Consider the following 17,347-nt stretch of genomic DNA (forward strand, 5'->3'; position numbering starts at 1 on the left):
CCCCGGACCTTGGGGCAGGACGATCGGCGATGCGGCCATGGTCAGCCGTGCTCGCGCAGCAGGCGGGATTGCTCGCGCTTCCAGTCGCGCTGCTTGATCGTCTCGCGCTTGTCGGCGGCGTTCTTCCCCTTGGCCAGCGCCAGTTCGACCTTGGCCCGGCCCCGACCGTTGAAATAGATCGACAGCGGCACCAGGGTCATCCCCTTGCGCTCGACGGCGCCGGTCAGCTTGCTGATCTCGCGCTCGTGCAGCAGCAGTTTGCGGGGCCGCTTCGGCTCGTGGTTGAAGCGGTTGCCGTGGCTGAATTCGGGCACGTTCGAATTGACCAGCCAGACCTGGCCGTCGCGCACCTCGGCATAGGATTCCGCGATCGAGCCTTCGCCGAACCGCAGCGACTTCACTTCGGTTCCGGTCAGGGCGATCCCCGCCTCGAACACCTCGTCAATATGGTAGTCGAACCGCGCGCGCCGATTTTCGGCGACGGTTTTCTTCTTGTCGAAGGTGGCTGGGGTCGGTCGGGCCATGATGGGGTGCCATGTAGGCGCCCGCATCGGGCTTGCCTAGGGTCTGTCCGGGCGGCGGGGCTCGCCCGCCACCGAAGTCGGCGGCGATGACCTGCCCGGCCGGCCCCGTCGGCGGACCGCCAGTCCTTGCTGCGCCAGTCGGCGGCAGGACCGGCCGTGCGCGCGACAGCATGGCCGCGGACCGCTGCGCGGCGGCGGCGGTCAGCACCACCCGGTGGCCGTCGGGAAGGAACAACGCCACAGTGCCGTCCCGGCCGGCGATGACCTGGATCGGCGCGTCGAAGATCGGTCGGGCAGCGGGTTTCTGGGCCATGCCCGATCAATGTGCCCGCCCGCAACACAGTTCCCCGACCTCGCTCGGTTCGCCGCATTTTCTTTGCGGATCAAAGCACTCCGGCGTGAACCAGGGCAGCGTCAACCGCCTTGCGGGCCGCATCGTTGCACCGGACCAGCGGCAGCCGCAGATCCTCGTTGATATCGGCGAACACCCGGCTCAGCGCATACTTGACCGGCCCGGGCGAGGCATCCTCGAACATGGCGTAGTGCAGCGGATAGAGCCGGTCGTTCAGCTCGCGGGCCTTCTGCAGGTCGTTCGCGGCGCAGGCCGCCTGGAAATCGGCGCAGAGCCGCGGGGCGACGTTGGCCGTCACCGAAATGCACCCCACGCCGCCCGCCGCGTTGAATGGCAGGGCCAGCTCGTCGTCGCCCGACAACTGGCAGAAATCTGCGCCGATCCCCATGCGGTGATCGGTGACGCGCGACAAGTCGCCGCTGGCGTCCTTGATCCCGATGATCTTCCCGGGAAACCGCCGGGCGAGTTCGATCACGGTCTCGGGCTTGATGTCGGTCACCGTCCGGGCCGGCACGTTGTACAGCACGATCGGCAGGTCGACATGCTCGGCGAGGTAAGAGAAGTGCGCGAGCAACCCCTCCTGGCTCGGCCGGTTGTAATAGGGCGCCACCAGCAGGGCGGCGGCCGCCCCGCACTTCTTCGAGAAGGTCATGTGCAGGACCGCGTTCATCGTATCGTTGCTGCCGCACCCGGCGATGACCGGGACGCGGCCCGCGGCCTGTTCGACGCAAACCTCGATGACGCGATGGTGCTCGGCGTTCGACATGGTCGAGTTCTCGCCCGTGGTCCCGCACGGGACCAGGGCGGCCGATCCATTGGCGATCTGCCAGTCCACCAAGCGCCGGAACGCCTTCTCGTCGAACACTCCGTCGCGAAATGGAGTCACAAGAGCCGGAATCGAACCGGAAAACATGGACATCTTCCCTGTTTTTGCCCCATTCTCCAGCTAGCTCCCCGGGATGGAAGCCGTAAGGTGACCGGGGTCTGACACTTTTGCGCCTGATAAGGAGCCATCGGGGAATGTCCAGCAGGGTCCGACAGACACTCGCCTCGGCGGCGCTCGTCGTGCTGGTGGTGGAAGGCCCGGCCTCGTCCCAGAGCGTGTCCATTCCGGTGATCCAGCCCTTGCCCGACAGCGCGGCCGCCCGCCTCATCCCGTCGACCGCGACGCGCGGCGAAGGCAGCGAATGGGACCGGGCGCGCGAACAGTTGCGGCTCTCTGCGGCGACGCCGATGGCCCAGGCGGTGAGCCGCTGGCAGACGCTGTCACGGTATGACACGCTGGGCTTCAACGATTACGCAAGCTTCCTGATCGCTTATCCCGGCTTTCCGGAAGAGGACCGGATCCGGCGCAATGCCGAACGCGCGTTGGACCGTGGCGCGGTCGATCCGGCGCAGGTGGTGGCCTATTTCGACCGGGTCCCGCCGCTGACCAATCCCGCCCGCGCCCGGTATGCCTTGGCCCTGGCCGCTCGCGGACGCCCCGAAGCCAGCGCGCAGGCCGTCGCGGCGTGGCGCGGCGGGCCGATGAGCGAAGAGGTTGAGGCCGCGCTGGCCGGACTCGTCGCCGGCCGCTTGTCCGCCGATGACCAGGATGCCCGGATGGACACGCTGCTGTGGTCGGGCAGCCTGGCACAGGCAACGCGGCAGATCGCCACGGTCTCCCCTGCCCGCCGTGATCTGTTCGCCGTTCGCCTGGCCGCCTTGCAGGGCAACGATCCGGCCGCCCTGGGCATGGCCATCCCGGCGACCGCGGCGACGGATCCGGGCTATCTCTACAACCGTGCCCGCCAGTTGATCTCGGCCGGTCGCGCCGCCGAGGCGGCCGCCCTCTTGGCCAGCCGGCCGCGTCTCTCCAGCCTGCCCGCCGATCCGGAAAAGTGGGTGGCGATCAATCTGTCGGCCGCCCGCAACAGCGACGCCGCAACCGCGGTGCGGCTCGCCACGCTGATCGACGATTCCTTCGCCGCCGGGGCCGACCTGAGCCGCGCGAGCTTCCGCCTGCGCGACGACTACACCTCGCTGATGTGGCTGGGGGGGACCAGGGCGCTGTGGGCCATGGCCGCCCCGCGCAGCGCGGCCCCGCTGTTCTGGCGCTATGGCACGGCCGCCCGCACTCCGCAGACCCGGGCCAAGGGGCTGTACTGGGCGGGGCGTGCGCTCGCCTCGGGTGGGGACGCCGGGGCTGCTGCGCCCTATTTCACCCGCGCCGCGCTCTATGCCGACCAGTTCTATGGCCAGCTCGCGCTCGAGCGGCTCGGCCGGGCGATCCCCGGCTTTGCCTCGGCGCCGACCATCACCCCCACCCCGGCCGAGCGCCAGGCCTTCCTCGCCCGGCCGATCGTGGCCGCCGTGCGCGAGGTCGCGCGCGACAGCGACTGGCCGACCGCCGTCCGCTTCTTCAAGGAGCTGGCCGCCCAGGCCGAAACGCCGGCCGAGCACCAGATCGTGGCGGACCTTGCCCGCGATCTCGGCCGCCGCGATCTGGGCGTGATTCTGGGCCAGGCGGCCGGAGCGGACGGCATCAACGATTTCCAGCACGTGGCCTTCCCGCTGATCCCCACGCCCGAAGGCACCGACTGGACCATGGTCCATGCCATCAGCCGGCAGGAAAGCCAGTTCGCCCAGAACGCGGTCAGCCACGCCGGAGCCCGCGGCCTGATGCAACTGATGCCCGGCACCGCGCGCGAACAGGCCGGCAAGGTCGGCCTGTCGTTCGACAGCTCGGCCCTGATGAACGATCCCGGTTACAACCTGCGCCTGGGCGATGCCTATTTCGGACGCATGATGAACTATTTCGGCGGGTCCTATCCGCTCGCCGTGGCGGCCTACAACGCCGGTCCCGGCAACGTGAACAAGTGGCTGCGGGCCAATGGCGATCCGCGGACCGGCGCGGTCGACTGGGTCGAATGGATCGAGCGCATTCCCATCTCGGAAACCCGCAACTACGTGCAGCGGGTGCTGGAAAACGCCGTGGTCTATGAAACGATGAACCCCGACAAGGCCCGCTATCGCGGGGCCACGCCGCTCAGCTTTTTCCTTGGCCGCAGCGGCGTGACGGGCTGAAGCCCCTGTTCCGCGCCGCCGGGGTCCCGTAATGGGCGGCGATGACACCCGACGGACCACCGATCACCCCGGCCGGCCTTGCCGCCCTGCGCGCGCGCTATGACCATCTGCTCGGCACCGAACGGCCCGCGATCGTCGAGATCGTGAGCTGGGCCGCGGGCAACGGCGACCGCTCGGAGAACGGCGACTATCTCTACGGCCGCAAGCGGATGCGCGAGATCGACCGCGAGCTGGCCTTCCTGGCCCGGCGGATGAAGCTGCTGCGGGTGGTCGATCCTGCCCGCCAACCGGACCGGACCCGGGTGTGGTTCGGTGCGACCGTGACCATCGCCGACGAGGATGACCAGCACCGGACCGTGACCCTGGTGGGCGACGACGAGCAGGATGCCGGAAGCGGCCTGATCGGATGGAGCGCGCCCCTCGCCCGCGCCTTGCGCGGTGCGGCCGTGGGGGACCTGCGCCGCGTGATCCTGCCCGGCGGGGAGAAAGAGTGGGAAGTCATGTCAATTACTTACCCGAATTCCTAAGGCCCGCCGCGACCGGTCTTCCGGCAAACCCCAGCAATCCGGGCGTCGCCGCAGCGCCAGCGTGGCCAAGGATGGGTGACGCACTTCCTAAGCACATATGCTTATTCCAAAGCCAACGAGGTGGCAGTGCGCCCCGGGCTATACCGTCGCCGGCTCGGGTCGCAACCAGCCAGGGATGCTTTGGGAATGTTGAAGTTTTTTTCGCGAAGCCATGATTCGCAGGCTGGTCGGGAGGATGCCGGAGAGGCAGGCTCGCCGAATGCTCCGGAGTCCGCCGGCAAGGCGGGACGTCGCGCCTTGCTCGAGCAGATCAGCGAATTTCTGCTGGCGCACGACCTCGACGTGTCTACCGCCAATCTCGATCTGGCGCGCCGCGCCTTCTCGGGCGAGGACCTGACCCTGGCGGAGAAGATCGCCGAGCGGCAGTTGTCGGGCAACAAGATCGACCAAAACTGGCTGATCGAGCTGACGGGCGGCGATGACGACGGGCGCGACAACCATCACGATCTGCAGCGGGCCGAGCTGGAAAAGCTGATGGGCAAGCTGGACACCTCGATCGCCAGCTTCTCGGCGGCAACCAGCAAAGCCCAGGGCACGACGGCCGCCTACGGTGACACGCTGCAGGAACATGTCGGCAAGATGACCGGCACCGACATGACCGGGGACATGATCACCAGCCTGGCCGGGCTGGCCAAGGCGATGCTCGAACGCACCCGAGAGGTCGAGCAGGAGATGAAGAAGAGCTCGGAGGAAGCCGACCGGCTGCGCAAGAGCCTGGACCGGGCCCGCCGCGATGCCGAGATCGACCATCTGACCGGCTTGCCCAACCGCCGCGCATTCGAAGCGGTCTACGATGCCAATTTCCGTGCCGCCCAGGCCGAGATCGACAATCTGTCGGTGGCCTTCGTCGACATCGACCACTTCAAGTCGGTCAATGACACGCACGGGCACGAGACCGGCGATCGGGTCATCCAGGCCGTCAGCGAGGTGCTGCAGCGGATCTCCAACGACCGTTGCCATGTTGCCCGTCACGGGGGCGAGGAATTCGTCGTGCTGTTCCGCGGCAAAAGCGTGGCCGAGGCCATGGTCATCCTCGATCAGGCCCGGGAATCGCTGGCCGCGCGCAACTTCATCAACCGCACCACCGATGAGCCGATCGGCCAGGTCACCTTCTCGGGCGGGGTGGCCGACGTGTTCGCCTATTCGGATCCGCGCATCGCCCTCAAGGCAGCCGACCAGGCGCTCTATCGGGCCAAGGGCGAAGGCCGGAACCGGATCTGCGCCGCGTGAACGGCAAAGGGGAGACGCGTGGCGCCTCCCCTCCGGGGCAGGAAGCGGCCGGGTTCAGAACCGCAGGCCGACGCCGGCCACCACCTGATGCCGGTCGGTATCGATGGTGAAGCGGCTGCTGTCCGGGGTCCGCCCGGCGAAGTCGAACTCACCCCGCAAGTATCTGGAATAGCGGGACTCGAGCTTGGCATAGGCCTTGCCGGCGATGCCGTGCTTCACCCCCGCGCCGAGACGATAGCCGTCGGCGTCGAGACGCTGGTCCAGCGATGTCGTGCCGTTGGTGCCGAGCAGCCCGTATCGGGCATCGCTGTAGACCGCCTTCGCGTGGACCATGGTTTGCGGCGAGGCCGGGAAGCCGACCCGGCCGCCCACACAGATGTCCGATCAGCCGTGAGGCCATCAGGTTGAACGCATGCGAACCCGCTCACCCAGGGGAATGACGATCCGGCATTCGACACCCGCCGGCGCGTAAGTCATGGCCAGTTCGCCGCCGAGCTGCCCGCCCACGGTGGTTTCCAGCAGGCGCGAGCCGAAGCCCCGGCGCACAGGCGGGCTTACCGGAGGTCCACCCCGTTCGGTCCAGCGGACCAGCAGTTGCGATCGCTCCACGCTCCATTCGATCGCAAGCGTGCCATCGGCGTTCGACAAGGCTCCGTACTTGATCGCGTTCGTGACGAGTTCGTGCAGGACCAGGGCCAGCGCGACGGCCACGCCCGGCGCAACCGTGACGTCCGGTCCGGATTGGACAATCCGCGGCGATCCGTCCCCGCAGATCGCCATGGCCTCGGCCACGATCCCGCCCAGTCCGGCACCGGTCCAGTTGGCATTGCTCAGCACGGTATGGGCGGATGCCAGGGCGTGCAGCCGGGCGGTGAAGGTTTCGAGCTGGGCCCGGGGAACCGCGTCGTCGCGGAACGATTGCAGCGCCATGCCCTGCACCACGGTCAAGGTGTTGCGCACCCGGTGATTGAGCTCGTCGATCAGCAGTTGCCGCTGTTCTTCCAGTTGCTTGCGCTCGGTGATGTCGAACCCGCTCGATTGGGCCACGAGCAGATCGCCATCGGGCCCGAACGACAGGCCGTGATTGCGCCACATGATCCAACGCGTGCCGGCTGCGGTTTCGAAGCGGTTTTCGATGGTGATTTCGGGCCGGTCGGGGGACAATTGGTTCAGTCGGGCCTCGACATCGGCCCGGTCCGCGGCGGAGACGAATTGCCACAGGTTCTTGCCGGTCAGTTCGGCAGGGGAGCGCCCCAGGGTATCGGCATAGGCCCGATTGACGAACAGGATGGTTCCGTCGCGACGGAACCGGCACAGCATTTCCAACTGCGCGTCCAGAATTTCCCGGAGGAGGTGGGGATCATACACGGAGGCCCTATCCGCAATTGCGCGCCGGGCGAGCGCCATCAAGCCACGCCTTGACGTAAGATCAAAGGCATAGCCAAGTCAATTCGGCCAGGATCGACGATCGGAAGGCACTCCGATCGCTTTCGTCGGACCAACCGGGTCGCCATCGGGCGACCCGTTGGACGATCAGGCGTTCGAGGCCTGCAGGCGCGACGAGGTCCGCGAGAATGTGGTGTTGAGCTGCGAGCCCAGACCGGAGACCGTGGTCATCACGGCCACGGCGAGGAGCGCGGCGATAAGGCCGTATTCGATGGCGGTGGCACCGTCTTCGTTGCGCATCAGCGCCCGGAAAATCGTCATGTCCAGTCTCCTTAGCAGCCATTGACGCTTGCGCGCCTCGCACTTCCCCAAGCACGAATCGCCACTCTGCTTCCCCGGCAGACGTGGCAGACCCACTTGTCTTCGCATCACACCCTTAACAAAAGTATAAGAGGGCGGCCGTTTGCGCCTGCTTCCGCACCACTGCGCCGCATGCCATGAAGCCCGCGGCATGTGGTCGATTCTCCTCTCCCGTTCCGGCTTGCGTCTGCGCTCTCTGTGCCGCACCGGCCGTATGGCTCTGGTCCTGTTGGCGGGCCTGGCCGGACAGGCGGTGATCGCCCGCGACAGCCTGGGCATGTTCGCCACCTGGGGCGCCTTCAGAGACCCTGGCGTGCCCCGTTGCTATGCCATCGCCATGGCTGATCCCTCGACCGCCGAGCGCGAGCGGCAGGCCTATGCGGCGATCGGATCATGGCCGGCCCGCGGCCAGCGCAACCAGGTCCATTTCCGCTTGTCGCGTCAGATGGCCCCGTCGAGCCACCCGGTGCTGGCGATCAACGGTCAGCACCTGAACCTGGTCGGCAGCGGCAGTGACGCCTGGAGCGTGGACCCGCGGATGGACGCGGCGATCGTTGCCGCGATGCGCTCGGCCCGGTCGATGCGGATCAGTGCCAAGGACACCAAGGGGCGGCCCTTCGTCGACGTCTATGCCCTGGCCGGCGCCGCCACGGCGATGGACGCCGCGACCCTGGGTTGCGCCCGCGCCTGAGCCACGCGCCGCCGCGCTGGCATTTCCCGGCGGGTGGCCCTATATCGCGGCGCTCCATGGCCGACACATCCCTCATGCCGATCCCCGGGCACATCGATCCGGTGCCTGTCCCGCGCGACGTGACCCCGCGTGCCGATGGGCGCGTCGATCTGCTGGGGCTGCCGCGCCCCCGCATCGCCGAGCTGTTCGCGGCGGCCGGGCTTGATGCCAAGGCGGCCAAGCTGCGCGCCAAGCAGGTTTTCCACTGGCTGTACCACCGCGGCGTCACCGAGTTCGAGGCGATGACCGACATCGCCAAGACCATGCGCCCCTGGCTCGCCGAACGCTTCGTGATCGGCCGGCCCGAGATCGTGCTGGCCCAGCATTCCAGCGACGGCACCCGCAAGTGGCTGCTGCGCACCGCCGACGGGCACGATTTCGAGATGGTGTTCATCCCGGACGCCGATCGCGGCACGCTGTGCGTGTCGAGCCAGGTCGGCTGCACGCTGAACTGCCGGTTCTGCCACACCGGAACCATGCGCCTGGTCCGCAACCTGACCCCGGGCGAGATCGTTGGCCAGGTGATGCTGGCGCGTGATGCCCTGGGCGAATGGCCCAAGGCCGGCGGGACCATGGCCGGGCTCGACTTTGACGACGAGGACGAGGCGGGCGGCGAAGGCCACTACACCTCGGACGGCCGCCTGCTGACCAACATCGTGATGATGGGCATGGGCGAACCGCTCTACAATTTCGACAATGTCCGCGATGCCCTGAAGATCGTGATGGACGGCGATGGCCTGGCCCTGTCCAAGCGCCGCATCACCCTGTCGACCAGCGGCGTGGTCCCGCAGATGGCCCGCTGCGGCGAGGAGATCGGGGTCAACCTTGCGGTTTCGCTTCATGCCGTCAGCAAGGAGGTGCGGGACGAGATCGTCCCGATCAACCGCAAGTACGGGCTGGAGGAACTGCTGCAGGCCTGCGCCGACTATCCCGGCGCCAGCAACGCCCGGCGCATCACCTTCGAATATGTGATGCTGAAGGACAAGAACGACAGCGACGAGGACGCGCACGAACTGGTGCGGCTGATCAAGCACTACAAGCTGCCGGCCAAGGTCAACCTGATCCCGTTCAATCCCTGGCCCGGCGCGATCTACGAATGCTCGACGCCGGAGCGCATCCGCCGCTTCTCCGAAATCGTGTTCGAAGCCGGGATCAGCGCCCCGGTCCGCACGCCCCGCGGCCGCGACATCGATGCCGCCTGCGGCCAGTTGAAGACCGCGGCGCAGAAGATGAGCCGGGCCGAACTGGATCGCCTGGCCGACGAGAAGCAGGCCGCGCTGGGGTGATGGGCCGGCGCGGCTAGAGCGCGCCCAGCAATCCGTCCCGCGCGACCGGGCGCACCGTGCCGCCGATCCACAGGTCGCCGGCCTCGTCGCGGCGGACGCTCACCCGTCCGTCCGCGCCGATTCGCTGCCCTTGTCCCGCCACATAGCCGCCCTCGGCCAGCCCGGTCTCGAACAGGTACTGCGCGACGGCGGCGTTGAGGCTGCCGGTGACGGGATCTTCCTTGAGGGTGCCGGTGGCGTCGGTGAAGAAGGCGCGGACCTCCCAGGCAACGGGGCTGCCCGAAGGGTGTGGCCCGACCAGGCCCACATCGGTCGGCACGGGCGCGCTTGCCACGGGACGGGCCGCCAGCACCGCCTCGGCCGAGGCCAGGTGCAGCAGCCGCCAGCCCGGACCGTTGTCGGCATGGACCGCCGCGATCACCTCGGCATCGCTCACTCCGGCGACCCGGATCGCCTCGGCCCGCTCGGTCGCATCGAGGGCACCCGACCGCCGCAGCGGCGGGGCGCGGAATGCCAGGCTCTCGCCCTCGATCCGCACCGGGACCAGGCCGACCCCGCACTCCTGCATCACCTCACCCGCGACCTTCGGCACCCCGCCTGCGGCAAGCCAGGCCGCCGCCGTGCCCAGCGTGGGATGCCCGGCAAAGGGCAGTTCCCCGGCGGGATAGAAGATCCGCACCCGGTAATCGGCGGCGGGGTCTTCCGGCGGCAGCAGGAAGGTCGTTTCGGAAAAGCCCAGCCAGCGGGTCAGGGCCAGCATGGCGGCGGCGTCCAGCCCCTCAGCCCCGCGGACCACGGCGAGGGGATTGCCGCTGAGCGAACCGTTGGCGAAAACATCAAGGAGATCGATCTGCATGGTCCGGGTTGTGCCAGCGCCCGGCGCGCGGGGAAAGGGCCGAAACGCCGCCCCGGCTAAAGGCTGCGGTGCATCACCAGCGCATCGACCAAGCCCAGTGCCGGATGGCGGAACGCCTTCGGCAAGCGTCCGACAGTGGCGAAGCCCAGGCTGTCCCACAGCCGCACCGCCCGCGTTGCCAGCCACCTGCCCCCCTGTCCTTGCGGGATACTTTGCCCCGCCGCACCGGCTGTGCTTCAAGCGGGGAATGCCCAGCGCCGCTTCCGAATCTGTCCAGGGCCGGCCCGACCGGATCGACCGTCCCGCAATGCTGGTCACCGGCGGCGCGCAGCGCATCGGGGCCCTGATCGCGCGGCGCTTTGCCGCCGATGGCTGGCACGTGGTGATCCACTGCGGGCGGTCGCGCCATGCCGCCGACGCGCTGGCCGCCGTCCTGCCCTCCGCCGAAGTGACCCAGTGCGACCTGACCGACCAAGAGGCTGCCGTCGCCATGGTGCGGGACCTGGCCGCGCGCCTGCCCGACTGGCGCGTGCTGGTGAACTGCGCCGCCGTGTTCCGCTTCGATTCGGACGAAGCGCCCGAGGCCGGGGTGCTGGACGAGGCCATCGCGGTCAACGCCGCGACACCAGCCGCGATGACGGCGGTCTTCCTCTCCCGGGCCATGACCGAACGCGGCCGGGTGGTGATCGACGTGCTTGACCAGAAGCTGCGCAACATCAACCCGGACTTCTTCTCCTACACCATGGCCAAGGCCGCGTTCGAAGCGGCGATGCGGATGCAGGCGATGCACTGCCCCCGCCCGGCGGACCGGGTCTACGGCCTCGCGCCCGGAGCGATGATGGCCAGCTTCGACCAGGCTCCGGACGAACACCTGCTGAGCGGGCGGATGAACCTGCTCGGCCGGCTCAACGATCCGCATGAGCTGGCCGAGGCCGCCCTGTTCCTGTCTGCGGGCCTGCTGGCCAGCGGCACCACCCTGTACATCGATTCCGGCCAGCACCTGATGCGCCAGCCCCGCGATGTCTTGTTCCTGGCGCGCGACCCGGGCTAAACTGGAACTCCAGGTTGATTCAGACGTTGTTGGGCGTTGTTCCGAGGACGGGGTTCGATCGATGTGGTTGCTTGACCGCCTGCTCCGCGCCGTGGTCCGCGAGGGACCGCTGGTGGTTGTCGATCATGATGGCACGCAGCGCAGCTACGGCGCCGGAGACCAGCCGCTCACCATCCGGCTGACCGCACCGCGCACGGCCTGGCGGATCGCCAGCGATCCCGCGCTTGGCGCAGGCGAAGCCTATATGGATGGCGAGCTGCTGGTCGATCCCCCGCATGACATCCGGGATCTGGTGCTGCTGTTCATGCGCAACGCCCGGCAGCGCAGCGGGGCCATGTCGCCACCCAACCCGCTGCGCCGCCTGGCCGACCGGATCGCCTGGCGGCTCGACCAGTTCAACCCCCGCACCCGGATCGGCCGTAAGGTGCGGCACCATTACGATCTGACCCGCCAGTTCTACGAGCTGTTCCTCGACGAGGACCGCCAGTACACCATGGCCTACTGGGCTGACCGGGACGGCACGCTGGAACAGGCCCAGCGCGACAAGAAGGCCCTGATCGCGGCCAAGCTCCACCTGCCGGCGAAGGGCGCGGAGGGCCTGCGCGTGCTCGACATCGGCTGTGGCTGGGGCGGGCTCGGGCTGTTCCTGAACCGTCACTATGGCTGCGAGGTGCTGGGGGTCAGCCTGGCCCCGGACCAGGTCCGCTTCGCCAACGAGCGCGCGGCGGCGGCCGGGGTGGCGGACAAGGTCCGTTTCGAACTGATCGACTACCGCGACGTCCAGGGGCGGTTCGACCGGATCACCAGCGTGGGCATGATCGAACATGTCGGCGCGGGGAACTTCGGCGAGTACTTCGCCAAGACCTTCGACCTGCTGGCTGACGATGGGGTGATGCTGACCCACACCATCGGTCGCACCTCCGGTCCCGGACGGACCGACGCCTGGACCCGCAAGCACGTGTTCCCCGGCGGCTACATCCCGGCGCTGAGCGAACTGGTCGAGGCCTGCGAGCGCACCGGCTGGCAGGCCGCCGACCTCGAGGTGCTGCGCTTCCACTATGCCCTGACCCTGCACGAATGGTATCGCCGCACCACCGCGCATCGCGCCGAGATCGTCGCGCTGTATGACGAGCGGCTGTTCCGGATGTGGCAGTTCTACCTGGCCGGGGCCGAGCAGACCTTCCGGCTGGGCGGGATGGTCAACTTCCATCTGCAGACGGTGAAGCGCCAGGCCGTGCTGCCCATGACCCGCGACTACATCGCCGCCGAAGCCGCCCGGCTGATTGCCGCCGAGCCCGCGCCCGACTGGCACCTGTCCATGGCGGCGGAATAGACGCGCCGGCCCGAAGCCCGGGCATCGCCGATGCGCCCCCTTGCCCCCGCCTCCGCGCTCGGGAACAAGGTGGGGATCGAATCCCGGGGAGCCACCATGCGTCCATCCATCGCCGTCGCCGCCGCCATGCTGCTCGCCAGCCCGGTCCTGGCCGCACCGCCGGCCCAGATCACCATCCAGCGCGACACATGGGGCATCGCCCATGTCCACGGCCGCACCGATGCCGATGCGGTCTACGGCATGATCTATGCCCAGGCCGAGGATGACTTCGCGCGGATCGAGCAGAACTATCTGGTCAACCTGGGGCGGCTGGCCGAGGCCGAGGGAGACAAGGCGGTGTGGTCGGACCTGCGCCAGCGGCTGTGGGTCGATCCCGCCGCGCTGAAGGCCGACTATGCCCGCAGCCCGGCCTGGCTGCGGCGGCTGATGGACGCCTGGGCCGCCGGGCTCAACGCCTATCTGGCCGACCATCCCCAGGTGAAGCCCCGGGTGATCACCCGGTGGGAACCGTGGATGGCGCTGAGCTTCACCGAGGGATCGATCGGCGGGGACATCGAAGGGATCCCGCTGACCCAGCTCGAGGCGTTCTACACCAAGCGCAAGCTGGCCCTGACCGATCTGGAGCGCGGGATCGACCTGCGCGACCCCAGCGGATCGAACGGCATCGCCATCGCGCCGTCGCGCAGCGCCAGCGGCAGGGCCATGCTGCTGATCAACCCCCACACCTCGTTCTACTTCCGCTCGGAACAGCAGGTCACCAGCGACGAGGGGCTGAACGTCTATGGCGCGGCGACCTGGGGCCAGTTCTTCATCTACCAGGGCTTCAACGCCCATGCCGGGTGGATGCACACCTCGAGCACGATCGACAATGTCGACGAGTTCGCCGAGACGATCGAGACCGGGCCCGACGGCAAGCTGGCCTATCGCCATGGCGACCGGCTGCGCCCGGTGCAGGTCAGGACCGTGACGCTGAAGGTCCGCCAGCCGGACGGATCGCTGGCCGACCGCAGCTTCACCACCTATGCCACCCACCACGGGCCGATCATCCGCGAGGAAAACGGCAAGTGGATTGCCTGGGCCATGATGTACCGCCCGCTCGCCGCGCTTCAGCAGAGCTTCCTGCGCACCCGCGCCACCGACCGCGCCGGGTTCCTGAAGGTCGCCGCGCTGCAGGCCAACAGTTCGAACAACACGCTGTTCGCCGACAGCAAGGGCGAGATCGCTTATCTCCACCCGCAGTTCGTGCCGGTGCGCGACCAGCGCTTCGACTATCGCCAGCCGGTCGACGGGAGCAATCCGGCGGCGGACTGGCAGGGCCTCCATCCGCTGGCCGAGCTGCCCAGGGTGTTCGATCCCAGGGTCGGCTGGGCGTTCAACGTCAACAACTGGCCCTGGCGTGCGGCCGGTCCGGACAGTCCGCAGCGCGGCGCCTTCCCCGCCTACATGGACCAGGTGGGCGAGACCGCGCGCGGTCCCCATGCCGAGCGGGTCCTGGCCGAGGGCGGCCGCTTCACCTTGGACGGCCTGGTCAAGGCCGCCTACGATCCGTGGCTGCCCCTGTTCGACCGCACCATCCCCGCGCTGGTCGCCGCGCATCAGGCCGCCCCGAACCCGGCCCGTGACGGACCCGTGGCGCTGCTGCGCGACTGGGACCGCAAGTGGGGCCTCGGCTCGACCGCGACCAGCCTGGCGGTCTACTGGGGCGAGGCGCTGTGGGCCGCCGGGGCCGAGCAGGCCAAGGCCGAGGGGCTCGGCCAGTGGGACTGGCTGACCGCCCGGCCGACCGACGCCCAGCGCCTCGCCGCGCTGGATGCCGCGGTCGCCCGGCTGACCGCCGACTTCGGCGGCTGGCAGGTGCCGTGGGGCGAGATCAATCGCTTCCAGCGGCTGAGCGGCGCGATCGACCTGACCTATGACGACAGCCAGCCCAGCACGCCAGTGCCGTTCACCGGGGCGGCCTGGGGATCGCTCGCCTCGTTCGGGGTCAAGGCGCGCCCGGGGGTCAAGCGGCTCTACGGCAGCTACGGCAATTCCTTCGTCGCCGCGGTCGAGTTCGGCCCCCGGGTCCGCGCCGTGGCGATCATGGCCGGCGGGGAGAGCGGCGATCCCGCGTCGCCCCACTTCACCGACCAGGTCGCGCGCTATGCCAGGGGCGACCTGCGGCCGGTCTGGTTCTATCCGGACGAGCTCAAGCCGCACGTGGCATCGACCAAGGTGCTGGTCCGCCGCTAGGGCTTCGGGCGCCACGGCATACGGTTGCGAAGGCGGCGCCCACCTGTTAGGCGCCGCGCGCAAATCCCTGTCCGTCTCCCGGAGCCCAAGCCCCATGTCCGATATCAAGCGCGTCGTCCTCGCCTATTCCGGCGGCCTCGACACCTCGGTGATCCTCAAGTGGCTGCAGGTCACCTATGGCTGCGAGGTGGTGACCTTCACCGCCGACCTGGGCCAGGGCGAGGAGCTGGAACCCGCCCGCGCCAAGGCCAAGCTGATGGGCGTGCCGGACGAGCACATCTACATCGACGACCTGCGGGAGGAATTCGTCCGCGACTTCGTCTTCCCGATGATGCGCGCCAATGCCCGCTACGAGGGGGACTATCTGCTCGGCACCTCGATCGCCCGGCCGCTGATCTCGAAGCGCCTGATCGAGATCGCCCACGCCACCGGGGCCGATGCCGTGGCCCACGGCGCCACCGGCAAGGGCAACGACCAGGTCCGCTTCGAACTGTCGGCCTACGCGCTCGACCCCAGCATCAAGGTCATCGCCCCGTGGCGCGAGTGGGACCTGACCAGCCGCACCGCGCTGATCGCCTGGGCCGAGCAGCACCAGATCCCGGTGCCCAAGGACAAGCGCGGCGAAAGCCCGTTCAGCACCGACGCCAACCTGCTGCACACCTCCAGCGAGGGCAAGGTGCTGGAGGATCCTTGGCAGGAGGTCCCGGACTATGTGTTCAGCCGCACCGTCAACCCCGAGGACGCGCCGGACCAGCCCGAATACATCACCATCGATTTCGAGCGCGGCGACGGTGTCGCGCTCAACGGCGAGGCGCTCAGCCCGGCCAGCCTGCTCGCCGCGCTCAATGACCTGGGCCGCAAGCACGGGATCGGCCGGCTGGACCTGGTCGAGAACCGCTTCGTCGGCATGAAGAGCCGCGGCATGTACGAGACCCCGGGCGGCACGATCTATGCCATCGCCCACCGCGGGATCGAATCGATCACGCTCGACCGCGGCGCCGCGCATCTCAAGGACGAGCTGATGCCGCGCTATGCCGAGCTGATCTACAACGGCTTCTGGTTCGCCCCCGAGCGCGAGATGCTGCAGGCCGCGATCGACCACAGCCAGGCCAAGGTCAGCGGCACGGTGCGGCTCAAGCTGTACAAGGGCGGCGCCTATGTGGTCGGGCGCAAGAGCCCCAACAGCCTCTATTCCGAACGCCACGTCACCTTCGAGGACGACGCCGGCGCTTACGACCAGAAGGACGCGGCGGGCTTCATCAAGCTCAACGCGCTCCGGCTCAGGCTTTTGGCGCAGCGGGATCGCTGAGCGAATCCCGCTGCCGCAGCGCGGCATCGCGGCGCAGCACGACTTGTCCACCGCCGGACCGGGGTTATCCACCGCTCGCTTGAGCGCCTGTGGATAACCCGGCCTGCGCGCGCTTGAACGACTCACCGGCGAGGCGCAGCTTCCAGTCATCGGAAGGGCGGAACAGACCGGCGGAAGGACAGAGGAAACTCTGAAATTCCAATGAGATGGCCAAACGGACGAGACGGTGGCGCAGCCCCCGGCAGGATCGGAAAACACGCGAACGAAGCCCGGCAAAGGCTGGTCCCCAGGACCGCCCGGAAGCGAGCGAAGGCGCGAACCGCAGATGCTGGCGAGCGGCACGACACCGGATGATCGTTGGGGCGGACTCACCCGCCGGACCACCGCACGATGCAGCCCGCGCCTTCGGGACGGACCTGCCCGGGCGGCCGACCGGGACCCGCAGCAGCGATCAGGAACCGCCGGGCGGCGGGCGACGGAACCGGGAGTCGTCAACGGACGACACCACCGGGACCCCAGCCCCCGCCTGACGGGACCGCCGCCGCCGGGCTGCGGTGTGACGAGCGAAAGTGGGCCCGTTCTCCGTGACCGGCCCGGGATCGACCGGACACCCGCCACGCCAGGCCGCGAGCACCGACGCCCGACCCGAACGGTCCGCCTGGACCGACCGGGAAACAGCGACGGGGGGACGCGGACCGGGTCGGAAGGCAGGCGAGAATGGGGCCGGCGGCAACGCCGGCCCCATTTGCGTTTCCGCCCCCCCCGCCCCGCCTCTCGACGGCGCTCGAGGCGAACGGGGGTGGGTCGGGCGCCTGTCTCGCGGGTCCGCACCGGGCCGGCCAGCGTCGACCCATGCGGACGCCCGGTTGCGCCTGGGAGCGGACCTTCAGATCCTCCCCCGTTTTGCGAAGCACAACGGGGGAGCAACCGTCTAGGCGAGAGCCCATTTCTGCTTGTTGCGGATCATGGCGTTGAGGGCTGTGATGAGTTTTCGCATGATGGCGACGAGAGCGACCTTTGGGGGTTTTCCTGCGGTTTTCATGGC

The 17,347-nt window shown here is 68.7% G+C and carries 16 protein-coding genes; 9 read left to right on the forward strand and 7 right to left on the reverse strand.

The window, feature by feature from the left end; genetic code table 11:
• Window positions 1–41: 41 nt before the first annotated feature.
• The 3 genes from smpB to dapA all read right to left on the reverse strand — a co-directional run bounded on the left by smpB (window position 42) and on the right by dapA (window position 1,789).
• Complete coding sequence (smpB, locus tag H7F49_RS15440; RefSeq protein ID WP_185684475.1) at window positions 42–524, reverse strand: SsrA-binding protein SmpB; 483 nt, start codon at window positions 522–524, stop codon at window positions 42–44.
• Entirely contained in the window at window positions 442–837 is a 396-nt protein-coding gene (locus H7F49_RS15445) for a hypothetical protein (RefSeq protein ID WP_185684476.1), read from the reverse strand. The genes smpB and H7F49_RS15445 overlap by 83 nt, the downstream gene beginning before the upstream one ends.
• Before the next feature lie 70 nt (window positions 838–907).
• On the reverse strand, window positions 908–1,789 hold the full coding sequence (gene dapA / locus H7F49_RS15450) for a 4-hydroxy-tetrahydrodipicolinate synthase (RefSeq protein WP_185684477.1): 882 nt from the start codon (window positions 1,787–1,789) through the stop codon (window positions 908–910).
• 107 nt (window positions 1,790–1,896) lie between these two features.
• On the opposite strand from dapA, the gene H7F49_RS15455 reads away from it, so the two are divergent.
• The 3 genes from H7F49_RS15455 (at window position 1,897) to H7F49_RS15465 (ending at window position 5,759) form a co-directional block, all read left to right on the forward strand.
• Window positions 1,897–3,942, forward strand: coding sequence for a lytic transglycosylase domain-containing protein (locus H7F49_RS15455; protein ID WP_185684478.1), 2,046 nt, complete (start codon window positions 1,897–1,899; stop codon window positions 3,940–3,942).
• 41 nt (window positions 3,943–3,983) lie between these two features.
• A complete protein-coding gene (locus tag H7F49_RS15460; protein ID WP_185684479.1) occupies window positions 3,984–4,469 on the forward strand; it encodes a GreA/GreB family elongation factor in 486 nt (161 codons plus the stop codon).
• 297 nt (window positions 4,470–4,766) lie between these two features.
• Entirely contained in the window at window positions 4,767–5,759 is a 993-nt protein-coding gene (locus H7F49_RS15465) for a GGDEF domain-containing protein (protein WP_235982232.1), read from the forward strand.
• Window positions 5,760–5,813: 54 nt separating this feature from the next.
• Here the strand turns inward: H7F49_RS15465 and H7F49_RS15470 are convergent, their stop codons facing one another.
• From H7F49_RS15470 to H7F49_RS15480, 3 genes are all read right to left on the reverse strand, one after another.
• Window positions 5,814–6,131, reverse strand: a complete 318-nt coding sequence (locus H7F49_RS15470; RefSeq protein WP_185684481.1) for an outer membrane protein — start codon at window positions 6,129–6,131, stop codon at window positions 5,814–5,816.
• A gap of 27 nt (window positions 6,132–6,158) precedes the next feature.
• On the reverse strand, window positions 6,159–7,127 hold the full coding sequence (locus tag H7F49_RS15475; RefSeq protein WP_185684482.1) for a sensor histidine kinase: 969 nt from the start codon (window positions 7,125–7,127) through the stop codon (window positions 6,159–6,161).
• A 165-nt stretch (window positions 7,128–7,292) separates the two neighbouring features.
• Window positions 7,293–7,466 carry a Flp family type IVb pilin gene (locus H7F49_RS15480; RefSeq protein WP_185684483.1) on the reverse strand — a complete coding sequence of 58 codons (174 nt, stop codon included), beginning with the start codon at window positions 7,464–7,466 and terminating at the stop codon, window positions 7,293–7,295.
• Between the two features lie 253 nt (window positions 7,467–7,719).
• Here H7F49_RS15480 and H7F49_RS15485 point away from each other — a divergent pair, with 253 nt between their 5' ends.
• Both H7F49_RS15485 and rlmN read left to right on the forward strand, forming a co-directional pair.
• Window positions 7,720–8,196 (forward strand): hypothetical protein, encoded by a 477-nt coding sequence (locus H7F49_RS15485; RefSeq protein WP_185684491.1) that lies wholly within the window; start codon window positions 7,720–7,722, stop codon window positions 8,194–8,196.
• 56 nt (window positions 8,197–8,252) lie between these two features.
• Window positions 8,253–9,521: a 23S rRNA (adenine(2503)-C(2))-methyltransferase RlmN gene (gene rlmN, locus H7F49_RS15490; protein WP_185684484.1), complete on the forward strand. Its 1,269-nt coding sequence runs from the start codon at window positions 8,253–8,255 to the stop codon at window positions 9,519–9,521.
• A gap of 13 nt (window positions 9,522–9,534) precedes the next feature.
• On the opposite strand, the gene H7F49_RS15495 is transcribed toward rlmN, so the two are convergent.
• Window positions 9,535–10,377, reverse strand: coding sequence for a PhzF family phenazine biosynthesis protein (locus H7F49_RS15495; protein ID WP_185684485.1), 843 nt, complete (start codon window positions 10,375–10,377; stop codon window positions 9,535–9,537).
• Between the two features lie 247 nt (window positions 10,378–10,624).
• On the opposite strand from H7F49_RS15495, the gene H7F49_RS15500 reads away from it, so the two are divergent.
• The 4 genes from H7F49_RS15500 to H7F49_RS15515 all read left to right on the forward strand — a co-directional run bounded on the left by H7F49_RS15500 (window position 10,625) and on the right by H7F49_RS15515 (window position 16,302).
• Complete coding sequence (locus H7F49_RS15500; protein ID WP_235982233.1) at window positions 10,625–11,428, forward strand: SDR family oxidoreductase; 804 nt, start codon at window positions 10,625–10,627, stop codon at window positions 11,426–11,428.
• A 61-nt stretch (window positions 11,429–11,489) separates the two neighbouring features.
• The gene (locus tag H7F49_RS15505) at window positions 11,490–12,761 is read left to right on the forward strand and encodes an SAM-dependent methyltransferase (RefSeq protein WP_185684486.1); all 1,272 of its coding nucleotides are present in this window, start codon (window positions 11,490–11,492) and stop codon (window positions 12,759–12,761) included.
• 96 nt (window positions 12,762–12,857) lie between these two features.
• Window positions 12,858–14,993, forward strand: a complete 2,136-nt coding sequence (locus H7F49_RS15510) for a penicillin acylase family protein (protein ID WP_185684487.1) — start codon at window positions 12,858–12,860, stop codon at window positions 14,991–14,993.
• A 94-nt stretch (window positions 14,994–15,087) separates the two neighbouring features.
• Complete coding sequence (locus tag H7F49_RS15515; protein ID WP_185684488.1) at window positions 15,088–16,302, forward strand: argininosuccinate synthase; 1,215 nt, start codon at window positions 15,088–15,090, stop codon at window positions 16,300–16,302.
• Window positions 16,303–17,347: the final 1,045 nt, after the last annotated feature.

The sequence above is a fragment of the Novosphingobium aerophilum genome (assembly GCF_014230305.1).
Classification (GTDB): Bacteria; Pseudomonadota; Alphaproteobacteria; order Sphingomonadales; family Sphingomonadaceae; genus Novosphingobium; species Novosphingobium aerophilum.

Bases quoted from the DNA above. Each gene is read 5' to 3' on its own strand.
- smpB (WP_185684475.1), bottom strand. From the start codon at position 524: ATGGCCCGACCGACCCCAGCCACCTTCGACAAGAAGAAAACCGTCGCC.
- H7F49_RS15445 (WP_185684476.1), bottom strand. From the start codon at position 837: ATGGCCCAGAAACCCGCTGCCCGACCGATCTTCGACGCGCCGATCCAG.
- dapA (WP_185684477.1), bottom strand. From the start codon at position 1,789: ATGTTTTCCGGTTCGATTCCGGCTCTTGTGACTCCATTTCGCGACGGA.
- H7F49_RS15455 (WP_185684478.1), top strand. From the start codon at position 1,897: ATGTCCAGCAGGGTCCGACAGACACTCGCCTCGGCGGCGCTCGTCGTG.
- H7F49_RS15460 (WP_185684479.1), top strand. From the start codon at position 3,984: ATGACACCCGACGGACCACCGATCACCCCGGCCGGCCTTGCCGCCCTG.
- H7F49_RS15480 (WP_185684483.1), bottom strand. From the start codon at position 7,466: ATGACGATTTTCCGGGCGCTGATGCGCAACGAAGACGGTGCCACCGCC.
- H7F49_RS15485 (WP_185684491.1), top strand. From the start codon at position 7,720: ATGGCTCTGGTCCTGTTGGCGGGCCTGGCCGGACAGGCGGTGATCGCC.
- rlmN (WP_185684484.1), top strand. From the start codon at position 8,253: ATGGCCGACACATCCCTCATGCCGATCCCCGGGCACATCGATCCGGTG.
- H7F49_RS15495 (WP_185684485.1), bottom strand. From the start codon at position 10,377: ATGCAGATCGATCTCCTTGATGTTTTCGCCAACGGTTCGCTCAGCGGC.
- H7F49_RS15500 (WP_235982233.1), top strand. From the start codon at position 10,625: ATGCCCAGCGCCGCTTCCGAATCTGTCCAGGGCCGGCCCGACCGGATC.
- H7F49_RS15505 (WP_185684486.1), top strand. From the start codon at position 11,490: ATGTGGTTGCTTGACCGCCTGCTCCGCGCCGTGGTCCGCGAGGGACCG.
- H7F49_RS15510 (WP_185684487.1), top strand. From the start codon at position 12,858: ATGCGTCCATCCATCGCCGTCGCCGCCGCCATGCTGCTCGCCAGCCCG.
- H7F49_RS15515 (WP_185684488.1), top strand. From the start codon at position 15,088: ATGTCCGATATCAAGCGCGTCGTCCTCGCCTATTCCGGCGGCCTCGAC.